20 protein-coding genes are annotated in these 24,545 nt (G+C 37.8%); 3 read left to right on the forward strand and 17 right to left on the reverse strand.

Going from position 1 to position 24,545, the window contains the following annotated elements:
- Positions 1-153 precede the first annotated feature (153 nt).
- Positions 154-1,629, reverse strand: a complete 1,476-nt coding sequence (gene proS / locus BMW39_RS16845) for a proline--tRNA ligase (RefSeq protein ID WP_034978224.1) — start codon at positions 1,627-1,629, stop codon at positions 154-156.
- 146 nt (positions 1,630-1,775) lie between these two features.
- Between proS and BMW39_RS19360 the strand changes: the two genes are divergently transcribed.
- Positions 1,776-2,828, forward strand: coding sequence for a hypothetical protein (locus tag BMW39_RS19360; RefSeq protein WP_034978222.1), 1,053 nt, complete (start codon positions 1,776-1,778; stop codon positions 2,826-2,828).
- Positions 2,829-2,860: 32 nt separating this feature from the next.
- Positions 2,861-4,276 (forward strand): OmpP1/FadL family transporter, encoded by a 1,416-nt coding sequence (locus BMW39_RS16855; protein ID WP_034978220.1) that lies wholly within the window; start codon positions 2,861-2,863, stop codon positions 4,274-4,276.
- Positions 4,277-4,336: 60 nt separating this feature from the next.
- Here the strand turns inward: BMW39_RS16855 and rsgA are convergent, their stop codons facing one another.
- The 11 genes from rsgA to tamL form a co-directional block, all read right to left on the reverse strand.
- Entirely contained in the window at positions 4,337-5,263 is a 927-nt protein-coding gene (gene rsgA, locus BMW39_RS16860) for a ribosome small subunit-dependent GTPase A (protein WP_034978217.1), read from the reverse strand.
- A 300-nt stretch (positions 5,264-5,563) separates the two neighbouring features.
- Entirely contained in the window at positions 5,564-6,643 is a 1,080-nt protein-coding gene (locus BMW39_RS16865; protein WP_034978215.1) for a chorismate mutase, read from the reverse strand.
- Positions 6,644-7,088: 445 nt separating this feature from the next.
- Entirely contained in the window at positions 7,089-8,570 is a 1,482-nt protein-coding gene (locus BMW39_RS16875) for a serine hydrolase (RefSeq protein WP_034978213.1), read from the reverse strand.
- 18 nt (positions 8,571-8,588) lie between these two features.
- Complete coding sequence (locus BMW39_RS16880; protein ID WP_034978211.1) at positions 8,589-10,040, reverse strand: serine hydrolase; 1,452 nt, start codon at positions 10,038-10,040, stop codon at positions 8,589-8,591.
- 102 nt (positions 10,041-10,142) lie between these two features.
- Positions 10,143-10,568, reverse strand: a complete 426-nt coding sequence (locus BMW39_RS16885; protein WP_051880032.1) for a hypothetical protein — start codon at positions 10,566-10,568, stop codon at positions 10,143-10,145.
- Positions 10,569-10,759: 191 nt separating this feature from the next.
- Positions 10,760-11,842, reverse strand: a complete 1,083-nt coding sequence (dnaX, locus tag BMW39_RS16890) for a DNA polymerase III subunit gamma/tau (protein WP_034978209.1) — start codon at positions 11,840-11,842, stop codon at positions 10,760-10,762.
- Between the two features lie 399 nt (positions 11,843-12,241).
- Positions 12,242-12,712 (reverse strand): hypothetical protein, encoded by a 471-nt coding sequence (locus BMW39_RS16895; RefSeq protein WP_034978206.1) that lies wholly within the window; start codon positions 12,710-12,712, stop codon positions 12,242-12,244.
- Positions 12,713-12,788: 76 nt separating this feature from the next.
- A complete protein-coding gene (gene odhB, locus BMW39_RS16900; RefSeq protein WP_034978203.1) occupies positions 12,789-14,030 on the reverse strand; it encodes a 2-oxoglutarate dehydrogenase complex dihydrolipoyllysine-residue succinyltransferase in 1,242 nt (413 codons plus the stop codon).
- A gap of 68 nt (positions 14,031-14,098) precedes the next feature.
- Entirely contained in the window at positions 14,099-16,909 is a 2,811-nt protein-coding gene (locus BMW39_RS16905) for a 2-oxoglutarate dehydrogenase E1 component (RefSeq protein WP_034978200.1), read from the reverse strand.
- A 124-nt stretch (positions 16,910-17,033) separates the two neighbouring features.
- Positions 17,034-18,068, reverse strand: a complete 1,035-nt coding sequence (locus BMW39_RS16910; RefSeq protein WP_034978197.1) for an SRPBCC family protein — start codon at positions 18,066-18,068, stop codon at positions 17,034-17,036.
- A gap of 14 nt (positions 18,069-18,082) precedes the next feature.
- On the reverse strand, positions 18,083-20,680 hold the full coding sequence (gene tamL, locus BMW39_RS16915; RefSeq protein WP_083391952.1) for a translocation and assembly module lipoprotein TamL: 2,598 nt from the start codon (positions 20,678-20,680) through the stop codon (positions 18,083-18,085).
- On the opposite strand from tamL, the gene BMW39_RS16920 reads away from it, so the two are divergent.
- Entirely contained in the window at positions 20,666-21,394 is a 729-nt protein-coding gene (locus BMW39_RS16920) for a TrmH family RNA methyltransferase (RefSeq protein ID WP_034978194.1), read from the forward strand. The genes tamL and BMW39_RS16920 overlap by 15 nt on opposite strands.
- A 3-nt stretch (positions 21,395-21,397) precedes the next feature.
- Here the strand turns inward: BMW39_RS16920 and BMW39_RS16925 are convergent, their stop codons facing one another.
- The 5 genes from BMW39_RS16925 to porQ all read right to left on the reverse strand — a co-directional run bounded on the left by BMW39_RS16925 (position 21,398) and on the right by porQ (position 24,537).
- Positions 21,398-21,892, reverse strand: coding sequence for a hypothetical protein (locus BMW39_RS16925; RefSeq protein ID WP_034978191.1), 495 nt, complete (start codon positions 21,890-21,892; stop codon positions 21,398-21,400).
- Positions 21,893-21,895: 3 nt separating this feature from the next.
- Positions 21,896-22,204 carry a hypothetical protein gene (locus BMW39_RS16930; protein ID WP_034978189.1) on the reverse strand — a complete coding sequence of 103 codons (309 nt, stop codon included), beginning with the start codon at positions 22,202-22,204 and terminating at the stop codon, positions 21,896-21,898.
- A gap of 92 nt (positions 22,205-22,296) precedes the next feature.
- Positions 22,297-22,674 carry a YtxH domain-containing protein gene (locus BMW39_RS16935; RefSeq protein ID WP_034978186.1) on the reverse strand — a complete coding sequence of 126 codons (378 nt, stop codon included), beginning with the start codon at positions 22,672-22,674 and terminating at the stop codon, positions 22,297-22,299.
- 85 nt (positions 22,675-22,759) lie between these two features.
- Entirely contained in the window at positions 22,760-23,437 is a 678-nt protein-coding gene (gene cmk / locus BMW39_RS16940; protein ID WP_034978183.1) for a (d)CMP kinase, read from the reverse strand.
- A gap of 104 nt (positions 23,438-23,541) precedes the next feature.
- Positions 23,542-24,537: a type IX secretion system protein PorQ gene (gene porQ / locus BMW39_RS16945; RefSeq protein WP_034978180.1), complete on the reverse strand. Its 996-nt coding sequence runs from the start codon at positions 24,535-24,537 to the stop codon at positions 23,542-23,544.
- Positions 24,538-24,545 lie beyond the last annotated feature (8 nt).

Raw genomic sequence — 24,545 nt, forward strand, 5'->3', positions numbered from 1 at the left:
TGTAATGTTACCAAATATTAATCCACAAATTTTCATTGATAAAAATTTTAATAAAACTTTAACTAATTATGATTTAACTTTTGAATTTCGAATTAATTTTAAAACAAAAAATCCGAAGAAATTCTCCGGATTTTAATTTATAGAAATATAGGATTAATAAGCCTTTGCGAATACAACTCTCTGCTTGGATGGTTTCCCTGATATCAATGAAACCCCATCTTCCTGCTCATTGTTCAAAGGAATACATCGGATGGTCGCTTTGGTTTCCTGCTTGATCTGCTCTTCCTCCTCTGCAGTTCCGTCCCAATGCGCCAAGATGAATCCACCTTTTTCCGCAAGGACTTTTTTGAACTCTTCGTAAGAATCAACTTTCGTGATATTTTCTTCTTTGAACTTTAAAGCTTTATTATAGATATCACTTTGAATTGTTTTCAATAAGTCTTCGATGTAAGCATCAAGACCTTCGATAGAAACTGTTTCTTTTGTCAAATTGTCTCTTCTTGCCAACTCTACGGTTTTGTTTTCAAGATCTCTCTGTCCAAGCGCAATTCTCAAAGGAACACCTTTCAATTCATATTCAGCGAATTTCCAGCCTGGTTTGTTCTGCGTGTCATTATCAAATTTAACCGAAATTCCTTTCGCTCTCAATTTACTTTGAATTTCCAAAGCCACTTCACTGATCTCCGCCAATTGCTCTTCTCCTTTAAAAATTGGAACAATGACAACCTGAATTGGCGCCAAAGTTGGAGGCAAGACCAAACCAAGATCATCAGAATGCGTCATGATCAATGCGCCCATCAATCTTGTAGAAGTTCCCCAAGATGAAGCCCAAGGATATTCTTGTTTTCCTTCTTTGTTGGTGAATTTCACATCAAAAGCTTTCGGGAAACTTTGGCCCAAGAAGTGCGAAGTTCCTGCTTGTAGAGCTTTCCCATCTTGCATCAAAGCTTCGATACAATAGGTTTCATCCGCTCCGGCAAATCTCTCAGAAGGTGTTTTGATGCCTCGGAAAACCGGGATTGCCATAAAGTCTTCGGCAAATTTTGCATATACTTCCAACATCTTCTCAGTTTCCTCTAATGCTTCATCTCTTGTAGCGTGTGCGGTGTGGCCTTCCTGCCAAAGGAATTCTGCAGTTCTAAGGAACAATCTTGTTCTCATTTCCCATCGCACAACATTCGCCCATTGGTTGATCAAGATTGGAAGATCTCTGTAAGACTGGATCCAGTTTTTATAAGTACTCCAAATGATCGCCTCAGACGTTGGACGTACAATCAGTTCCTCTTCCAATTTAGCGTCTGGATCAACAATCAATTTAGCTGGATTGTTTGGGTCTGTTTTTAATCTGTAGTGTGTAACGACAGCACATTCTTTGGCAAAACCTTCTGCATTCTTCTCTTCAGCTTCGAATAAGCTCTTGGGAACAAACAGCGGGAAGTAAGCATTTTGATGTCCGGTTTCTTTGAACTTTTTGTCCATCTCATCTCGCATTTTCTCCCAGATTGCATATCCGTAAGGTTTGATAACCATACATCCTCTCACGCTAGAATTCTCTGCCAGATCAGCTTTAACAACCAATTCGTTATACCATTTGCTATAATCTTCTGCTCTTGATGTTAATTTTGCCATATTTTTTTAAAACTTTTTTTAACTTTTTTAACTTTTCCTAATCTAAATAAAAAGCCTAATTTTACGCTACTTTGTAAATAATTACTGGTACAAAATTTGGTTTCTTTTAAGAATACAAATATAGCAAACTTAATACTTCTCATAAAATGAAAAATATCAACAATAATCGCTTTTTAAATCTGATCAGATCCAAAGCTTTGATCTTGATTGCCAGCAGTTCTCTTTTGACCTCTTGTGTAATCTACACAGGTGGTTATTCTGAAACTGACGGTGTTTACTACGACCCAAATAGAGATTCTTTACCAGCGGGAACATATTCTTACGGTAACAATCAAGTTGACAACTACTACAATTATCAAGATACCTATCCAAGCATCTATGATAACAACCAACAAAACATTCAGGATCAGGACAATCGTTATAATCTAGCGAGCAGTTCTTCTGACTGGGGAACTTTTACAGGTTCTGAAACCAATTACACAAGCTTCAACAACTGGGGCTATGGTGGCTGGGGAATGGGCTTTGGATGGGGAGGTTTTGGTGGCGGCTGGGGATATCCTGGCTACGGAATGTACGGCTGGAACAGTCCTTTCAACTCTTGGGGTTGGGGAATGGGATTTGGATGGGGTAACTCCTTCTACTCGCCTTGGGGCTGGGGCGGCGGATTCTATGACCCATTCTGGGGCTATGGCTATGGTGGCTGGGGCGGCGGTTACTATGGTGGCGGATACTATCATCCAATCAACTATAACAGGTCAGGTAGACTTGGCGGCATGATCTCTCAAAATAGAGTCGGCGGTAGAAATGACAACCGTTTCCAAGGTATCAATAATAGCAGAATCAGAACAGCTGGAAATATCAGAAATGATGTTGGAACTAGAAATAGTGCCATCCGAACTGGTAATAATGGAATGAGAAACCCAAATGGTATTAGAACAAATAATGGCGGTATGAGAACATATCCAAACAATGGAAATGTTAGAAATAATTATCCAAATAACGGAGGAATCAGAACCCAGACTTATCCTAATAATGGTAATGTGAGAACTTCTCCCAACAATGGTGGTTTCCGAAATGAATCATTCTCACCTAGTAGATCTGGAAGTTCTGGAGGTTTCAACTCTGGTGGCGGAATGAGATCTGGTGGTTCATCTGGCGGTGGCGGAATGAGATCCGGCGGCGGCGGCGGAAGAAGATAATCATTAATTAAAAAAAAACATTTCATACAAAAATGCTAAAAAAGACTTTATTACTACTAAGCATTCCCATTTCTTTTGTTTATCTGAAAGCTCAGGACATTTCAGTACTCACAAATACGGTAGATGTCTACTCAGCTAATCCGATCAACGGAACGGCAAAATATAATTCGATGGCAGGATCTGTAGGCGCGTTGGGTGGTGACATCTCTTCTGCGAATGTGAATCCAGCTGGGATAGGGGTTTTCATCACGAACGATTTGAATTTAACGCTTGGTGTGAATAGCAACAAGAATGCAACAACTCTGGCTGGTAATTCTCTTAATTATAAAACCAATAATACGGATATCAGTAATTCTGGTGGCGTATTGACAATCAATTTAGGTGATACAGCTTCCAAGTGGAAATTTGTAAATGTAGGAGTCAACTATTCTACAAGGTCTTTGGATAATTATTCTGAGTCACCTGCCAATGGTAATATCAAAATTGTGGACAATCTATCCACACCTGGTACACCGATCAACTACACTTTTCGAGGCCATGCGTATGACCGATATGGTGATCAGTCCAAATTGAACTTTGCAGTTGGAGCCAATTATGACAATCGAATTTATTTAGGAGCAGGGCTTAATTTTCATAATTCTTTCCTGACACAAAATGATACAGCAGGATTTTACTCTGATTATGACAATACTTCTCTCGCCTACAGCAAGCAGTACACCGGTTTTGAAGAACATTCTGATGGATTCTCTGCCAATGTAGGTGTGATTGCAAAATTAAGCAATCAATTCCGAGTTGGTGCAGCGTTGGAATCCCCGACCTGGTGGAGTATCGACAGAGTTTATAATCAATACTATTATAACAGTAATCAGGCAGACGTCTTTGGTGAAGACAGAAATTTGGTAACGCCAATGAAAGCGACTTTGAGTGCTGCATTCGTTCCTAGTAAAAATTTCGCTCTTAATGTCGATTTTATCCAAGGTATCACTAAACCTAAGTATAAAGAATATGGCGATGCAGAAAGAGAATTGAACGATTTCTTCAGTGATTCTTACAAGAATTCTTCTGAAGTAAGAGTTGGTGCAGAGTACAGAATCAGTGCATTCAGGTTGAGAGGTGGTTATGCATACCAAGGAAATAATTTTGATAATTTATCTTTATTAAGTTATAATGACAATGGTTCAACATCTAACCAATCTTATTCTAACCTTTTAGTTGGGAAACGCAATACAATCGGTGCAGGTTTGGGATACGACTTTCAGGCCTTCTACATCGATGCATCATATCAAAGTATCACTTCTGAGTATAGCAGTCCATTCTTACAAGGAAATATAGATTACAACTCAGGATATTTCAACGGTGGTTTTGATGTCAACAGTGAGGCTTACGCTGTTTCTAAAGTGAAGAATACACGAAATAATTTCTTTGTAACTGTTGGTTGGAAATTTTAAAGTTTCAATTTTAAATAAAATAAAAGTCCTGTAAATTAATTATTACAGGACTTTTTATTTTTAGTTTTGATTCATCTCTTCTGCTTCTTCCATCAGTTTGAGATAGGTAATGTATCGGGTCTCTTCTAATTCGCCGGTTTCCAATCCTTGCAGAACGGCACATTTCGGTTCGTTGATATGCATACAGTTGTGATACTTGCAACTCCTACCCGCTTGGAAGATCTCAGGAAAGTAATGCTGGATCTCTTCTTTCTGAACGTCTATCATTGCAAATTCCCGAACGCCTGGCGTATCAATCACCGAACCTCCAAAATCCCAGAAATGCATCTGAGCGAAAGTTGTGGTATGTTTCCCTTTGAGTTGAGATTCCGAAATTTCTCCAGTTCTGATATGAAGATCAGGTTGCATTGCATTGACCAAAGTTGATTTCCCACAACCGGAATGTCCGAAAAATACAGATGTTTTATCTTTAATCTTATCAATTAAGAAATTGAGATTCAGTTTTGTGTAGGATGAGATGTTTAACGTATCATAACCGATGTTTTGGTACATTGCCTCGATGTTTTCTACAATTTCCTTTTCCTCGTCATTCAAAGTATCCATTTTGTTGAATAATATCAAGGGCTTGATGTTATAAGCCTCGCAGCAAGCAAGAAAACGGTCCAAAAATCCTAACGAAGTTTCAGGGAACTTTAAAGTGTAAATGAAACAGGCAATATCAACATTGGATGCAATGATATGAGCTTCTTTGGAAAGGTTTACTGATTTTCTGATGAGATAGTTTTTTCTCGGAAAAATTTTGGTGATCCAGGCCACATCATCTTGCTCCAGAGAAAATTCGACCTCATCTCCTACTGCAAGTGGATTTGTAAGTCTGGTTTTTATCAGTTTGAATTTGCCTCGGATCCTGGCTTCGTAGATAGTTTTAGATTCTGCTTCCAAAACCTGATACCAGCTTCCCGTAGATTTGATGATGATTCCTTTCAAAAAATAGATTTTAATATTTCACAAAGTTAAAGCTTTTATCGTGTTGACAAATAAAAACCCTTTCAGAGTTTGAAATCTGAAAGGGTTATTTGTATTTGATTTGACAAAACGTGTTCTACGTTGAATCTGCAGCCCGACTTGAACGGAAATCCTTTTTTGCTTGTCCTCATGTTCAATTTGAACTGAAAACATCTTGCAAAAAAGATTGGGAGTGGAAGGCGGAAAAGCTGCCCAAATAATTCTGGTCTTCGAGAACCTCAGACTGACAATGCCAAGTCTTCGAGAGCCTCAAATCAACAATTATTTGTTGACCATAATGCCGTTCTGAACCTCGATGCTTTCTTCGTGGATCGCTTTGAAGACTTTCTCGATGAAATCCTGGGACATTCCTGTTTCACTCGCCTTTTGATTGGCATATTCTGTAATGACTTTCCAACGTTCTGGCTGGAAGATCGCAATGTTGTTCTCTTTTTTTAAAGTTCCGATCTTTTCGGAGATCTTCATTCTTTGGGAAAGCAACTCGATCAACTGGAAATCCATATCGCTGATGAGTGTTCTGTGTTTTCCCATCTCGTCCTCGTAGCCTGAGATATCGGAGTTACGAATCTGAAGATTGCTGATCATCTCTGCCAACACTTCTGGCGTGATCTGCTGAGAAGCATCGCTCCACGCATTGTCTGGATCTTCGTGACTTTCTATGATAGCACCTTGGTAACCTACATTGAAAGCTTCCTGCGCTACGCCAGCCAAACCTGTTCTGTTCCCACAAATGTGAGATGGATCGATGAATAATGGGATATTCGGGAACTGATTTTTGAAATCCAAAGCGATCTGCCAGTTCGGAATATTTCTGTATTTCGTTTTTTGGTAAGTGGAGAAACCTCTGTGGATCGCACCAACATTTTCAATCCCTTGACCTAACAATCTTTCCAAAGCGCCGATCCAAAGTGCAAGATCTGGATTCACTGGATTCTTCACCAAAATCGGTTTGTTCGTTCCTCTCAACGCCTGAGCGATCTCTTGAACTGTAAATGGATTCACTGTGGAACGTGCGCCGATCCAAAGGATGTCCACATCTGCTTCCAACGCTGCGAAAACGTGATGCGCGTTTGCCACCTCAGTTGCTGTTTTGAAACCGTATTCTTCTTTTACTTTTTTCAGCCAGTTGAGACCGATTACGCCTACACCTTCGAAACCGTTTGGTTTTGTTCTCGGTTTCCAGATCCCAGCACGGAAAGCGGAGATCTGCGCACCACTTTCTTTCAGTCTTTTTGCGGTCCCAAGCATTTGAGATTCACTTTCTGCGCTACAAGGTCCTGCGATGATCATTGGGTTTGCGAAGTCGTTTACCCAATCATTTGTCAATTCGTTTAAGTTCATATTTTTAATTTTATATATTTTAAATTAATGCAATAGTATATCTGTTATAAATGTTTATTTATAATTCTTTTCCAAAAAAATGACGTTTAAAAATTTTAAATGAGATACGGACAGCTGAATGTTTCCGTAGATTTTTGAGAAAGAAATTTTTTAGCTAAACCAATAAAATCGGTAATAGGTTCTAAAATTTCTATAATAAGATCCAAAAAAGCTAAATGATCCACCAAAATACTCGGCAGATGCAAAAGTTGAAAGATATGGAAATTGGATTGATTCCATTTGTAAATGCCTTACTGGAAGGCTTTTTTAGCTTGATTGGGTTAATTGATTTCTACTGTTGTCAGCGAAATCTTGAACAAATATATAAATTAATGGGAAATGAGAACTATTATTGGGCAATTAATTTTCATTAACTGATAAATGTTGTAGTAAAATAAAATTGAATCTACTTTGATTTTGTTTCATTTTCAATTTTCACTAGCATTTCTTTGGCGTTAGAATTATCCGGATTTAGCTCCAAAGATTTCTGATAATTTTGTTTAGAAAGCGCATACTCTTTATTATTAAAATACGCTTCGGCTAAACTGTCGTAAGGATTTCCAGAGTTTGGAAATTCGGAAACATAAAGTTGGAATAGTTTGATGGCTGATTCTACTGCTCCACTTCTCATCAATTTGTAGCCCAGATTGTTCAATTCAGATTCATCAGAAAAGTTGTAAGAATCGGGTTTATTTTTCTTTAATTCTTTGTAATAAGCAATTCCGGAATCTATATTTTCAAAGGATTTTTTCTCGATTTCTCTTCCGATTAATTTTTGTCCAAACGGTTTCAAATCGTCAATTAGATTTTGGACAGCATTGTACAAATTCCCATAAGTATTTTCGCCACCTTGATTGGTGATCACAGAAATACCGATGTTATAATCCGGGAAAATCCAAAACAAATTCTGCGTTCCAAAAGCACCACCGTGTTTTCTGGCATTTCGACCGTTGTGATTGACGGTCACTTCATCCCAAAAATAAGCGTTCCAATAATTTTTATTATTAAGCAAATCCCGTTGCGATTCCTGAACAAATGAATTATTTTTATCCAATTCAAATTTCAAAAATGTAGTCAAATCCGTTAGATTAGACTTCAAATATCCTTGTGCGCCCCAAAGTGAGTATGGCAAAAATGGCATCAGAACGCCTTTTCCGTCATAACCATTAGCGATAGATTCATTTTGATTGATGTGAAGTTTTGTGTGATATAATTTTAATGGAATTAAGATATTTTCCTTCAATAAAATCTCATAGCTTTTTCCATAAACATTTTCAAGAATATGCGCTGTCAGTTGTAAAGTTCCATTGTTATAATTATAGACAGTTCCTGGTAAAGTCTCTACTTTGATTGATTTCAAATCTTTGAAAAACTGCTCTTTCGTGTAAGCTTTTTCCAGTTTTTCAACTTTGAAAGCGGTGCTGTCATTCCTTACTTTCATCACTTCACTTCTGTCGGGCAAATCTTTATTAAAACCGGATTTCAATGAAACCAAATCTTTAATCGTAACCGGCGTTTCATTAAACTGAAGATTCGGATAAGAGCCGGTAATGTATTTTCTGATGTCGTCATCCAAACTGATTTTCCCATCCAGAACAGCTTTCGCCACCAATGTTCCGGTAAATAATTTGGTAACGGAAGCGATTTCAAATAATGTCGAATTATTGGCTTTATTGCTTTTCCCTTTGTCAATTTCGCCGTAATGTCTGGTGTAAGTTTTTCCTTCTTTTACGATTCCGATGGAGAAAGAATTCGCTTTTGATTCTTTCAAAAACAATTCTGCCTGAGCATCCATTGCTGAGTAAATTTGTTTTTCAGTTAAAGTTTTTTGGGCAAATGCTGAAAATCCGACAATTAATATGATGATGATGGAAAGTAATTTTTTCATTTTTCTAATTTAATTATTTTACTTTGAAATTTCTTTCTCAATTTTAGAAAGCATTTCTTTTCCGTTTGCGTTCTTAGGATTTAGTTCAATCGATTTTTTATACATTTCTATTGACTTTTTTTTATCTCCTATTTTTAACAATACTTCTCCATAACTGTCATAGGCATTCCAGCTTTTAGGAAATAGATAAACATTAAGTTTGAAGATTTCCAAAGCCTCGGTTTGCTGATCATATGCCATCATTCGGTAGGCCCAATTATTCAATTCTACTTCTTGAGGCTCAAATTCGGGGTTTTTCTTTTTCGTGTTTTTTGTGAAATCAATAGCCTTATCAAATCCAATCTTCCGCAGATTTTTCCTCAAAAATGTTAAAGGATCAGCTTCTAAAATATCCGCATTATAACATCCTGCAATCTCTTCTAGAAAATCTTCAGGAGCACTTCCGCCTAAGTTGGTCAAAACAATGATTGCCAATTTATCATCCGGATAGATCAACAATGCGGACCGATTTCCACCAGACATTCCTATTGCTTTGTGGTTTTTTCTAAATTTTGCAATTCCCCAACCTCGTGTCCAATTGGTCGGATTTCCATTGTTGAATTTGCTTGGTGACCACATCAAATCTAATGTTGAAGATTTTTGAAATAACTGACCATTTTGCAAAGCAATTATCCAGTTTGCCATATCTTCAGCTGTACTATTGACTCCCGCTCCGGTTCTTGTAAAATCTGGAAATTCTGTATAACTATTTACCAGTTTCTCATCAGTTTTTTTACCATCAAAAAAATTTCTGTAACGATAAGTAGGCGCAAATTGCGGAATCAAATCTCTTGAATCTCCAAACAATGTGTGTTTCATCCCAACAATTTCAAACTGTTTCTGCTCGAAATTAGTAGCAAATGATTGTTTACTGACTTTTTCGATAATCTTTCCTAACAGATAGTAATTGGTCTGATTGTAACTGAATTGCTCGCCTGTTTTAAATTCTAAAGGAAGTGTTTTCAGTTTTTCCCAAATGGCTTGTTCGGTTTTTAAAGGACCTATGTTACCGGTGAGAGAATCAAGAAGTTGTAGGATTTCGGGCAATCCTGAAATATGCGTCAGCAATTGGTCAACCGTTATATTTTGCCATTCTAAAGGTAAATCATTCAGATATTTTTTGATAGGCGCATTGAGTTTTATTTTACCTTGTTCTACCAATTGCATTACAGAAACACCAGTGAAAATTTTTGTATTAGAATTAATTGGAAAAATGGTCGTGTTTCTGACTGGGATATTATCTTGGATATTTGCAATGCCGTAACATCTACTCAAAACAATTTTTCCACTTTGAACAACCGCTAATTGCAATCCAGGAATTCTTCTTTCCTTCATTTCACGATTGATAATTTCATCAACATTTGAATTTACACTTTGTGCGAAAATGCTTAGCGATAAAAAAAGAAGGATAATCAGATTTAGTTTTTTCATTTTATAAGTTTTCGAACTTCATTTGTTTTCGAATACTATGATGACAAACTAGACTGTGGTTTTGTTACATCGAAAAGTTAATTGTATATAAACTTAAAATAATTAAGTCAAATCGAAACGCATCAAATCGTCCAGATCTTTCAGAAGCGGATTAATCTCAACAAATTTTTCGAAGATCTTACGCTTGGTCAAAACTTCTTTTTTGATGGTCAAATCTGTCTGATATTCGATTTCAATTTTGAAGTTGCTGACTTTGTGTTTGAAATGGTTGAAGAATTCAATGCTCAATCTGTCGAATTCCGACTTTGCAAATTCGGAAGAATATTTGACCGTGATCTGATGTTCATCGGTTTTTTCTAACTTGAAACTGCTGATGGCGTTGTAGACGAAAGTATTGGTTCTGGCAAGATTTTTAAGGAAAATATCCCATTCTCTATCCACATCGGTCTGTGAGAAATGGTTGGAAGGCAGATTTTCATCCTTGATCTCAGCAAACTCATCTTTCTTGATTTCCTCCTTTTGTTCCAAAGCCGCTTTGATGCTGAATTTGGAATTGGAAGAACTTCTGGCAATCGGTTCAGATGCTTTCTGAATGACCTTTTTAGGTTCTTCAAAAACTGATTTTACAGGTTCTGGCTTGCTTTCTGTCTGAGGTTTTGGCTCAGCAGAAACTGGTTTTTTTTCGGAAATTAAATTAGCTTCAAGAAGTGGCGCTAATATTAAGAACTTTTTTTTTTAGCTTCCAAACCTGCCGTGAGACTTGACAATTGCATCAAGGCAATCTCAACAGTCAAACGTGGATTTTTGGAATTTTTATAATTGATGTCGGCGAAATTACAAATCTCAATGCCGTCTATCAATTCCTGAGCTTTCCATTTTTGAGATTGCTCAGCAAATTTGGATTTAGTTTTTTCTCCAACTTCAATCAGATTCAAAGTTTTTGGATTCTGAGCCATCATTAGATCTCGGAAATGATTTCCCAATCCGGCAATGAAAATATGTGGGTCGAAACCTTTTTTTACAATTTCGTCGAATGCAGTCAAAACACCTGGAATATCATTTTCCTTCGCTAAATCAGCGATTTTCAGATATTGGTCGTAGTCCAGAATATTGAGAACTTCTGCTGCTTTTTCGAGTGTAATGTTTTTCTGAGAAAAAGTACTTAATCTATCAAAAATAGATAAAGCATCTCTCAAAGCACCATCAGCTTTCTGAGCAATCAGGTAAAGCGCATCATCCTCGTAAGTGATATTTTCCTTCTCAGCAATTTTCCTCAAATGCTCCTGAATATCCTCAATGGTAATTCTTTTGAAATCATAGATCTGACATCTGGAAAGAATTGTAGGAATGATCTTGTGTTTCTCAGTCGTTGCTAAGATGAAAATCGCGTGAGCTGGTGGTTCTTCCAAAGTTTTCAGGAACGCGTTGAAAGCAGCCTGAGACAACATATGAACCTCATCGATAATATAAACTTTGTACTTTCCGACTTGAGGTGCAAATCTAACTTGGTCAATCAATTCACGAATATCATCAACCGAGTTGTTGGAAGCGGCATCTAATTCATAAATATTGAATGCGAAGCCATCATCATCTGCAGCTCCAGATTTTTCATTGATCTTTCTTGCTAGAATTCTGGCGCATGTTGTTTTACCAACACCTCTTGGTCCGCAGAAAAGCAGAGCCTGAGCCAATTGACTTTCGTCGATGGCGTGTTCCAAAGTATCAGTAACGTGCGATTGCCCAACAACAGTGTCAAACTCTTGCGGACGGTACTTGCGTGCGGATACGATGAAATTTTCCATTGCTCAAAAGTAAGGATTAATTGTGAATTTTGGAAATGGTTTTTAAATAATTGTTGGTTGGTTTTGGAGAAGATTTAAACGCAAAGAGCGCAAAGATTTCTTTGAAATTATAGAAAATATTTTTGAGGCGCAAAGACGTAAAACTCATCAAAGGAATGTAATTATATTTCTATAAGTCTTTGATTCGGTACAAAGCCTCTTTGAGTTACTTCGTTCAATCATCGAATTATTACATCACTTCATTGATTAATTACGTTAAGTCATTGATTCATTACGTTAAGTCATTGATTCATTACAATGAAGCAGTGAAGCATTACGATAAAGCCTTGAAGTATTACGATGAGCTGGTGATTCATTACAAAAAGGCATCTTCACGTATCCATCGGCATTCCGGTAATATTAATAATCGTCATCATCCTCATCCAAAAAGTTCAATTCGTCATCTCTTTGAATGTAATCAGGCGAAATTCCAGGTGGATTGAACAATCCCCAATCATCAACGATGTAATGTTTCTGATTAAAAGTTCCAACCCAATCGATAAACAAAAGTCTAAATTCGTCAACTAATTTTCTGACAAGATGATAATATTTTGCATCGGAAAAACCAAAGTGTTCCAAATTGTTACCACCAACCATTATATCGCGCGCCGCTTTCCTAATGATTGCGGCATTCTCCATTTTTATGTCATACAACTTCACCGCTTCTGCGCCACAAATCTTTGCTTGAATTATCATGCTTTCGCCCAACAAATGGTGCTTGACGGTTTGTAGATGATTATTGTCCTCTGGAAACAAATCAGAAATGACTTTCAAAGTTTCGTAGATTTCCTGTGATTTTTTGTAAAGTGGTAACTGAAAGCAATCCATCATAATTTAATTTTATGATTAAATATAAAAAAAAGAGAGCAAAAAACTTGCTCTCTTTTTTTTATAATATTGAAATCAATTACAATTCCAAAGCTTTTCTTTCGTCGCCATCCATTAGGAATTCTACTGGATTGTCGATTGCTTCTTTTACTGCAACCAAGAAACCTACGGATTCTTTTCCGTCGATGATCCTGTGGTCATAAGACATTGCAACGTACATCATTGGTCTGATCACAACTTGTCCGTCAACCGCAACTGGTCTTTGGATGATGTTGTGCATTCCCAAGATCGCAGATTGTGGCGGGTTGATAATTGGCGTAGATAACATCGATCCGAAAGTTCCACCATTAGTGATAGTGAAAGTTCCGCCAGTCATCTCGTCAACAGTGATTTTTCCATCTCTTACTTTTAAAGCAAGGTCTTTGATGTTAGCTTCAACACCTCTAAGAGACATGTTTTCTGCATTTCTAAGCACTGGCACCATCAAACCTTTTGGTCCTGAAACCGCGATAGAAATATCTGCGAAATCATAGTTGGTTTTGAAATCACCGTCGATAGAAGCGTTCACATCTGGATACAATTTCAATGCTCTCGTCACCGCTTTCGTGAAGAAAGACATAAATCCAAGACCAATCCCGTGTTTTGCCGCGAATTCTTCTTTATATTGTTTTCTGATTCTGAAGATCTCAGACATATCAACTTCGTTGAAAGTCGTCAACATTGCAGTTTCATTTTTCACTGAAACCAATCTTGCAGCGATCTTTCTTCTAAGAACTGAAAGTTTTGTAGTCGATGTTCCTCTGTTTCCACCACTTGCACTTCCCATTGCAGGAACCGAAGCAGTTACAGCGTCATCTTTTGTAATTCTGCCATCTCTGCCAGAACCACTTACCTGACTTGGAGCAATTCCTTTTTCGTCAAGGATCTTCTTAGCAGCTGGAGAAGGCGTTTGAGCAGCGTAAGTTTCAGTTTTTGGAGCCTCAGCTTTTGGAGCTGGTGCTGGTTCTTCTTTTTTCTCTTCCGCTTTAGGCTCTTCTTTTGTTTTCTCTGCAGCTGGCGCAGCGCCACCGTCTGGTTTTGCAGCATCCATATCAATAAGGCAAACCACTTGGCCAACCTGAACCACTTCACCTTCTTCAGCTTTCAAAGTGATGATACCACTTTGCTCAGCAGGAAGTTCCAAAGTTGCCTTATCAGAATCTACTTCTGCAATTGGCTGATCTTTTTCTACGTAATCACCGTCTTGTACTAACCAAGTCGCAATTTCTACTTCTGTGATAGATTCTCCCGGTGAAGGAACTTTCATTTCTAATATTGACATACTCTTTTTTGTTTTTAATTACAGAACAATCTGTGAGGATTGTTATTCTTTATAGTTTATTAATTTTATTAAGCTGTAACTGGTCTTTTTACAGGCTCATCGTTACACTGAAAAACAGAATTGATGATCTTAGTCTGGTTTTTCTCAAACATCTTGTGACTTCCTGGCGCTGGCGTTCCGCTCGCAACTGGAGAGATCAATTGGATATTGGTATGACGGAAGTTTCTTAGGATGAAACTCCAAGCTCCCATATTTTCAGGTTCTTCCTGAGCCCAGATCAAGTCTTTCTTATTATTATATTTATCGAAGATGGCTTGAATTTTTTCAAAATTTAAAGGATAAACTTGCTCAAGTCTTACCAAAGCTACTTTATCATCATTCAATTCTTCTTTCTTAGCCAATAGGTCGTAATATAATTTACCAGTACAAAGTACCAATCTTTCCACTTTTGCTGGATCTGCCGTTGGATCGTCCAAAATTGGTTGGAAACTTCCTGTTGCAAGGTCTTCCAATGGAGAAACTACTTTTGGATGTCTCAACAATGATTTTGGCGTCATGATCACCAATGGTTTTCTGAATCCGAATTTCATCTGTCTTCTCAGCAAATGGAAATAGTTGGCTGGAGAAGTTATGTTCGCTACGATGATATTCTCATTTGCAGCAAGCGTCAGGAATCTCTCTAGTCTGGCAGAAGAGTGTTCTGCACCTTGACCCTCGGATCCGTGAGGCAACATCATGACCAAACCGTCCTGGATCTTCCATTTTTCTTCAGCAGCAACCAAATATTGGTCAACGATGATCTGAGCACCATTTGTAAAATCACCAAACTGAGCTTCCCAAATCGTCAATGTTTTAGGAGCAGCCATGGCATAACCATAGTCAAATCCTAGAACACCATATTCTGAAAGGTGTGAGTTGTAAACATCAAATCTTTGTTCATTGATGTGTCTCAATGGGATGTATTCTTCTTCTGTATCTTCAGTTTTTACTACGGCGTGACGGTGAGAGAACGTTCCTCTTTCCACATCTTCTCCGGAAAGTCTTACATTGTAACCTTCTGTAAGAAGTGTTGCGTAAGCCAACAACTCTCCTGCTGCCCAATCCAAAGAATTATTCTCAACCATCTTCACTCTGTTTTCGAAAAGACGGGTAATTTTATTGATGAATTTTTTGTCTGCAGGAAGTGTAGAGATCTTAACTGCAAGTTCCTTCAGTTTTTCAAGGTCGTAAGTCGTGTCAATATTAGCATTTGAAACGCAACCTTTTCCACCGATCGGGAAATCTATCCAGTCATCTTTCATGAAGACGTCCATCGTATTTCTTTCAATCTCTTTGGAAGCATCAAAATTCTCATCTAACAAAGCTTTGAATTCCTTCTCCATCTTGCTCAAAACTTCATCAGAAACTACATTTTCCTTGATCAAAAGGTCTTTGTAGATCTCTCTTGGATTCTTATGTTTTGAGATCAGTTTATAAAGATTTGGCTGAGTAAATCTCGGCTCATCACCTTCGTTATGTCCGTATTTTCTATAACCAAGAAGGTCGATATAAACATCCTTACCAAATTTCGCACGGAAATCCGCTGCAAATCTGATCGCGTGAACTACAGCTTCTACATCATCAGCATTGATGTGCATTACTGGAGAATCTGTCACTTTTGCAATATCTGTACAATAAACAGACGATCTAGCATCCAAGAAATTGGTGGTGAAAGAAACCTGGTTGTTCACAACAATGTGAACTGTTCCGCCTGTTTTGTAACCTTCCAGATTCATCATCTGAGCGATCTCATAAACGATACCTTGACCCGCAATCGCACCGTCTCCGTGGATCACGATCGGTAAAACTTTGGAGTAATCGTCTTTGTAAACATTATCAACTTTGGCTCTGCAGATTCCTTCTACAAGCGCAGCTACAGTTTCCAAGTGAGATGGATTCGGCGTTAAATTAATTCTAACTTCTTCTCCGTTTGCTGTTGTTATTTTTTTGGATGATCCCAAGTGATATTTAACATCACCGGAGAATACATCTTCTTCAAATTCTTTTCCTTCGAACTCAGAGAATATTTGCTTGTATGATTTTTGGAAAACATTGGTCAAAACATTCAAACGTCCTCTGTGGGCCATTCCTAGAACAACCTCATCAACGCCAAGCTGAGAAGACCTTGTGATCAACTGATCCAAAGCTGGGATCAAAGATTCACCTCCTTCTAGAGAGAAACGTTTTTGACCTACGAATTTCGTGTGAAGATAATTTTCAAACGCCACCGCTTGGTTCAATTTGAAAAGGATCTCTGTCTTTTCCTGGGCAGAGAGTGTCGGATGGTTTTCGTTCACATTCACCCATTCCATGATCCACTTCTTCTCCTCCACATTTTGGATATGCATGTATTCTACACCGATAGAATCACAATAGATGTTCTGAAGGTGTGTGATGATCTCTTGCAGAGTTGCAGGACCAGGCATTCCCGTTTGGGTAGCAGAATTGAATTTCTTATTCAGATCCTCTTTCGACAATCCGAAGTTTTCTATATCAAGCGTTGGAAAGTAATGTCTTCTTTCTCTTACAGGATTCGTTTTTGTAAAAAGGTGTCCTCTTGACCTGTAAGCTTCGATCAGGTTGACCACCTTGAATTCTTTCGAAATATCTTCTGAAACCGCATTATTGGTGACAGCTTGCTGAGCATATTGAACAGGAGCAGAACCAGAAGGCGCTGCAGAAGCCGAATCATCATCGCCATAGTTTTCTAAAGCGAAATCAAAACCTTGAAAAAAAGATTTCCAAGAAGGCTCAAGAGAATCCGGGTATTTTTGGTATTGCGCATACATGTCATCAATCAATTGAGCATGTACGGCATTTAGAAATGAAAATTTATCCATTATTACAGATTATCTGTTAATTTTTATTATTAAATAATTGCCACCAAATTTACTAATTTTTTGTGGATTAGCATCTAGTGTATCAATTTATTCCCGTAAATATACGTGATATTTATCAGATTTGCTAGCGGTAAACCGGAAGTGATAATTTCAGTTTTACATCCTGAACGTCAGTAGGTTCTTCGAGGAACTCTTCCATCAGCTGTCCATTTCGTAGCGTGTCTTTTTTCGCCTTTTTCAGTAGTTCCTGGATGTTTTTCAAGCGGTTGTTATAATTTCCCTGGAAGTAGATGACGTAAACTTTTGAAGCGTTCAAAGTCTGGAAATTAAAATTATTATCGCTCACGGAAACTCTTTTCGACAAAGGAATTCCATAGAAATAGGAGATCTCTTTATCTTTTAGATTAGCTGGATTCGTCAGAAGAACCGGCAAACCGATCTCATCGTCTTTTTTTGCAAGGTCTGATTTTACGAAATTGAGCACTTTGTTGTGATTCATCAAAACATTTTTGAAGATGATCTCCTTTGTGTTTCTTGTACTGACATTCACGCCCAAAAGAATTCCGCCTTCTCGGTTTTCCACCATGATGCTGTCGTATTTCACCGATGCCAATTGCTGATCCTTATCTACTTTGTTACCCAAAAGTGAGAAAAGATTCTTCATGCTTTTATCAATATTCTCAACAAAGAAATCTTCCGCAACCAAGTTCAATGACCTTTCCAGATAACTTCTTTTTGGTGTGTGGATATTCCAAACCAATTTGGTCTTGTTGCCAGCCGGAATGAATTTAACATCGATCAAATAAGGATTTTCACTTTCGCCTTCAAAGAGTTGATAACGCAAGGTTCTGTTGACATTAGAGTATCGAATGAACATATCACCGAAGTCATTGTTCTTTTTGTCAGAGAATTTCATCGAACTTCCCAAACCATCATAAGGCGTAAAGAAGCTGTAGCTGATGTCTTGTTTTTCATTGAAGAAATCATTCCAGGTTGTGAAGTTCTGAAGGTTGTTGAATTGAGGAAAAACTTTGTCCACAGGATAATTGATCTCAGAATGATGGACAAAACTTTTGCTCTCATCCACAAAATTCATTGAAATAGAATAGACTCCGAATAAGCAGAGAATGATTATGATGATAAATTTGAGAAAACGCATTTTTGAAAATAAATTTAGAATGGATATCCGATTGCGAAGTTGATGGTTGGCTTCAATGGTTGAATTTTGTCAATCACCCATCTTTCGCCTTCTGGCTGATTTGGATCGTGTATTTTATAAGCCATATCCAATCTCAGATTCACGTACGCAATATTCATTCTAATACCAAGTCCACTACCAACACCCATTTGGCTGATGAATTTTTTGAACTTGAACTGATCGCCAAAACCATTATCCTTCAGACCCCAAATATTACCAGCATCTGTGAAAAGTGCCGCTTCAAAAGTATCTGTAAGCGGGAGACGATATTCTACACTGGTTGTCAGTTTCACATTATCCATCGCATAAGAACGCACTCTCTCGTCCAATTGGGAATCTGCTGGTCCCAATCCACCAAAGGCGACCCAAGCTCTAATATCATAAGCGCCACCATTGAAATAAGACCTTACAAACGGCATCTCACTAGAATTACCATAAGGAATCCCAACGCCAACGAACTGTCGGAATGCTAGCGTATGAGGTTTCGCACGGTCATTGAAAAATGTAAAATATTTTCGGAAATCAAAATCAAACTTAATGAACTGAGAGAATGGGATCTTGAAAATGGTTTTCGTGTTTCCATAGAGCAAATAGTTCTCTTCTTTTTTGGTGATCAGATTCAGGAAATTACCTGCAATCTCCACCTTTCCAGTAAATGAAAATGGATTTTTGTAGTCTTTTTTCCCGATCTCATTATAAGTGAAATTATAGATCAAAGAAGAAATAATCACATCCTGCGTCTGGCGCTCCTTATTGTAGATAGATTGCATGTAATTGTACAGCAAACCACTGTCGGCTGCAAGAAGATTGGTAATGAAAGGTGTATCGCCTAAAATGATCGCAGAGATCTGATCATAGGAATAATTGTTTTCTGGAGTGATCTCCGGATGATCAATTTTATAGAGATCGAAGATATTTTGTCGATATTCATTATCGGCCGGGAAATAGTCGTAATATCTGTCTTTGTTCTGTGTTAAACTCAATTGTGTATTGAACAAGGTCAATCTGTGTTGCACAAGGCCGTCATTTACATTGGCGTTGTACGAAAGTCCAGTGTTGAAGTTGATCCTTCCTAGTCCGATATTATTCTGAACAGACGCGCCAAGATTAATACTCGTCGTTGGCGAATATCTTTTTGGAACCAACTTATAATATCTTCGGATCGGGACCAACAATCTCGGAAATTGGAGAGACGTCTGGGCAGAAAGTTCGTAAGCATTGAAGAAAGCATTTGGATTTTTTGGATCTTTCGTGGTTCCAATAATTCCGGAAAAACTGGTCACCAAGTTTTCTGCACCACCAAACACATTCCTAGTTGTGAGATCGACAGATGGTGAGAATCCAAAATTCAGGATTTGAGAATAATGGATATCTGTGGCTATATTGAACTCGTACTTCGGCAACGGCTTCAAGACATATTCTACATCTATGATACTGTCTCTCTCCGCAGCGGTACCTTCTTTTCTAAGTTCATCGGTAGCTTTCAAGACTGTGAAGTTGTTCATCGCGATCAGGTTTCTTCTGGTAAGATCCAGATTGGCCTGTTTATAGACTTCGCCTTTTTTGATCGTGATAGGTAACCAAAGAGAGTTCAACGTGTAAGCACTGTCTTTTCTATTAATGGAAATCCCTCTGAGACTATCTTTAAGTGGAAGTTTTTCGGTATTATTTATATTTCTAGCAACAGAAACTTTGATATTTCCAATTGTTGCTTTTCGATAAGGCGTATCCACAGAATCTTTATGAATAGACATGACCACAGGAACATCCTTTCTACTTTTCAAAGAATCTGCAACAAAATATATATCCTGATTGTCATTATTGAATTTATAATAACCTTCATTCTTCATAAGTTCGTTGATCCGGGTTATTTCTTTTTCCAGAACACCTTCATCCAGGATCTGACCTTTTCGGACAAGACTTTTATCCAGTTTGTACTCATACAAAGCTCTGATATTTGGATCAGGAATATTGTAATAATATTCTTTGATGTAGGTGGGATCTTTGTGAGTGATGACATATTCGACTTCCGCTTTTTTCGCTGCGGAATCTTTCTCTACATTGGTTTTCACTTCAGCATCCCAGTAGCCTCGGTTGATCAATCTATTGTTGATACTTTTCGCACTCTGTTTTGTTTTGGCATCACTCAGGATTACTGGCGGGGTACCAACAGTATGGAAGAATCTGTTCCAAAAGAGATTCTTGCCGACATATTCCGGATGGTTGTATTTGACCGCAAGAGAATCTCGGAGTTTCTGATTTCTCATCTCACTCGGATAGGTCATATATTCTTTCAGGATCGTATCATACTTCGGATTGGCTGCATTGTAGAATACCAAACCTAGTGGTAGGAATAGTAGTGTGTTTTTATTTGGCTTTTGCGCCACAAGATCAGGCAGTTCATCGCCAAGGACTTTGCCATCTGTGTACTCGAATTTGTTTTTTGTGAGAAGAAATTCTCCGTCAGGAACTTTTTTGGTGACATTACATGCGTACAAAATCACACTTAAAATTGCGGAGTAACAAAATATATGATATTTTTGAAAATATTTGTTGATATGCTTACGGCTCATACTATAAAGACTATACAATCTCTGGACAAAAAGAAATACAGGCAAAAATACAATTTGTTTTTAGTTGAGGGTAATAAAATTATAAAAGAACTACCCAATTCTGACTACGAGATTGAAAACCTTTATTCCACAGATCCGGAAAATATTACTTTCAAAACGGTCAATATTGAGAAAATCTTGCCTACAGACCTCAAAAAGATAAGTTTCCTTCAGCATCCGAAAGATTCTGTGGCTGTTTGCAAAATTCCGGAAAGCAAAATTTTAAAGGACGTAAAAATTCAATTGATCTTGGATGGGATTCAAGATCCTGGAAATCTAGGGACGATTATCCGATTGGCTGATTGGTTTGGGATAGAACAGATCATCTGTAGCAATGATACCGTAGATGTTTATAATCCAAAGGTAATTCAGGCGACAATGGGTTCTTTTTTGAGAGTGAATGTGTTCTACACAGATTTGGAAGAATATCTTAAAGAATATCAATATCCGATCTTCGGAACAGACATGAATGGCGAAAACATTTACGAAACAGATTTTCCAGAGAGGTTTTCTTTGGTCTTTGGAAATGAAGGAAATGGATTAAGACCTTCCACGGAAGATCTTATTTCCACTATGATCACCATCCCAAGATTCGGAAGATCACAGTCAACAGAGAGTCTGAATGTTTCTATGTCCGCCGGGATCATCTTAGGAGAGATATTTTCTAAAAAATAAATTCTAGATCAATTTTTCCAAGCTCGAGGCTGTCTGGTTTTTCTGATATTCATCTAATTTTTTTCTGATGAATCTCAAGGCGTAAGGTGCAAGATACACCAATGCCAAACCAACTGCTTTTCTTTTCCAATTCTTATTCATTACACTTTTTTTTGCAAAATTACTTACTAGCGCCACGGTTCCCATTTTGATGGTTGTTTCCAGCAATCCGGATTTTACGCTATCATTTGCCAAATTTAGAACATTTTTCCGGGATGCAGTTTCCTTCATTCCAGAAGAGATTTCCCTCATGATATTTTGAGTGTCGAGTGAGAGCGATTTTTCACCTTCTTCGTTCTCTGTCTCTTTCAGAAATTTGTCGGTCAATCCGCCGGTCATTGCACTTAGGCTATCTTTTTTACTTTTGAAGGTCAGAATGTCCTCCAACTCGCCAATTTCCTGTTTCAGAAGTCTTTTTTCACTTCTCAGTTCATCAAGATTAGTATATTTTGTTGCCATAAATTATTTTTTTAGAAAATCAATTACCTGGTTTGCGATAGATTTCACAATTAATTTCTTTAGGAAAAAAACAGCGATCATCAAGACGAAATAGAATCCCGCGACAATCAAAAATCCATAACCTGTATTACCCAATGATTGACCAATAAGGAAAGCGATTCCAAAATTAAAAAGAATGATAAAGAACGAAAACGCGATCACCACTATAGAAATGAATGCGATAATACCTGCTGAAAGAGAGGATTTCTCCGTGAATTGGAGTTTGATCAGATCCAGACGCTTGGTCGTATAATCTTTTATAATATCAATCATATGTATCTTGTTAAATATAAAATTACACTTTTATTTACAAAAAAAGGAATTTAGTTTCTAAATTCCTTTTCGAGAATGCTGAGATATCAGGCTTATTTCAAGCCGTCCAATTCAGTTTCAACGTCTTTTACAACGTCAGATGTTTTGGAAACGATCTGATCTTTATATTTGTCATAGCTGTCTTTTACAGTAGAAGCTACATTTTGAGCTGTTTCTTTGAAAGTTGAAGACAAAGAGTTGTACTTGTCTTTCACGTTGTGAGAAACTTCAGAATATTTGTCTTTTACAACTTCAGATGTTCTTCCGTATTCGTCAACAGCTTTATCTTTTAAGTCGTTTGCTTTGTCCTTGATTTTTTTTCTGGTTTCCTTACCTTCTTCTGGAGCATAAAGCAATCCTAAAATTACACCTGTTGCTGCTCCTGCTAGTAATGCAGCTAAAACTGCTGCTGAGTTTGATTTTTTTGACATTGTTATTATTTTTAAGTTAATTTATTGATGATAATAAATTTACAACTAAAATGCCAAAGAAGGAAATCGTATTCTTAAAATTTTGTTAAAACTTTTTGATATAGGATAAAATCAACTCTATTGTCTCTTCTTTATTGATAGTCGTATTATCAATTAGGATTGCGTCATCTGCCTGTTTCAGCGGAGAAACTTCCCTTTCGCTATCAATTTTATCGCGTGACATCAAATTTTGTTTTACAGTTTCGATGTCTGTTTTTTCTCCGGCAAGTTCCAATTCCAGGAAACGTCTTCTGGCACGCTCATCCTGACTTGCTGTCATGAAAAATTTGTAATCCGCATCTGGCAGGACAACCGTTCCGATATCTCTACCATCCATGATTACACCACCTTTCTCAGCAATGTCGCGCTGTGTTTTTAACAAGAAGTTTCGGACTTCGGCTTCCTTTGCCACTGGGCTCACATTGTCAGAAACTTGAGGAAACCTGATTTCCCTATCGATGTTGTTACCATTAAGGAACAACTGCAGTTCACCATCAACATTCTGAAACTGAAGATCAATATCAGGAAGTGATGAGATCAACTTATCTATATTAATGGACCTGTCTTCGTTGATACAGTTTTGAAGTGCAAAATAAGTGATACCTCTATAGAGCGCACCCGTATCCATATGGATCAGGCCAAGCGTTTTTGCAATGATTTTAGAAATGGAACTTTTCCCTGTGGATGAAAATCCGTCGATTGCGATAACCGGTTTTTTTGTCATAGCACAAAATTAAAAAATTCTGAGATTTTGACATTATGAAATTGAAAGATTAAGAAATTAAGTTTCGAATCTTAGATCTTGATACTTTTTTCTTGAGTCTAATGCTATCTCCTATTTCCACCAAGCTGAACGAGGTCCAAAGTAAGCCCCAACATATTTACATTGGAAGCATTGTGATAGCGCATGTGAGAATAATCGAAACGGAAAGATGAAATCTTTAAACTGAAACCTGCGGACAAACCTGTAAAACTTCTTTGATCAAGAACCGCCAATTCTCCTCCTCTTTTCACATTATACCCAAATCTGATATTGAAAGCCTGTCCTGGGAAAAGCTCGGCACCAAACGAAAGGTGATCCAACACTTTTCGTCCAAATTTGGTTGGCTGACCATTGATGTCAGTAGTGGCTGAAATGTTGGGTTGCTGAAGGTCGTGCGCTGTGATGGTAAGCGCAGCAGGAAATTCATCCAAAATCTTGGTGTAACCTAGATCTACCCGGAATGGCAATCTTTCCCGCACGCCGTTGTAAGGCTGGATCTGATAACCAAAATTCCTAAAGACCAAAGCTAAAGTTTCATTGCTCTTATCAAAATAATAGGTGACACCTGCATTGGCCGTGATAGCAGAAGATGAGTAGGTATCGATTTTTGAAGTGATATAATTCACGTTGGCTCCGATCGTCCAGTTATCTTCGAATTGATAAGCGTAGCCAAGTCCTACAGAAGCATCCATTGCAGAAAAATTCCCGTTGATGATAGAATTTTCATCTGTTCTTGGCATCGAACCATAATCCATATACCTCGCATTGAAGGACATCAAATGGCCATATTCCAGATCGCGGACGTAGCTGATGCTTCCAATTTTTGTATCGGCAAGATAGGAGGCATAATTCACAGAGATCATATTGTCCATCTCGATATTCATCAAGGCTGGATTGGCCGCTGTAAAGTTGACATCACTATCACGGACCGAAACTGCATCTCCCAAAACCGCTTGTCTAGGCGAGATCGGAATATTCAGGAACTGATAAACCGTGGTTCCCGTTTGAGAGAAAACCACACTGGAAACTACGATAAAAAAGAGATTGTAAAACTTCTTCACACTGTATT

Source organism: Epilithonimonas lactis (genome assembly GCF_900110605.1).
Lineage (GTDB): Bacteria > Bacteroidota > Bacteroidia > Flavobacteriales > Weeksellaceae > Epilithonimonas > Epilithonimonas lactis.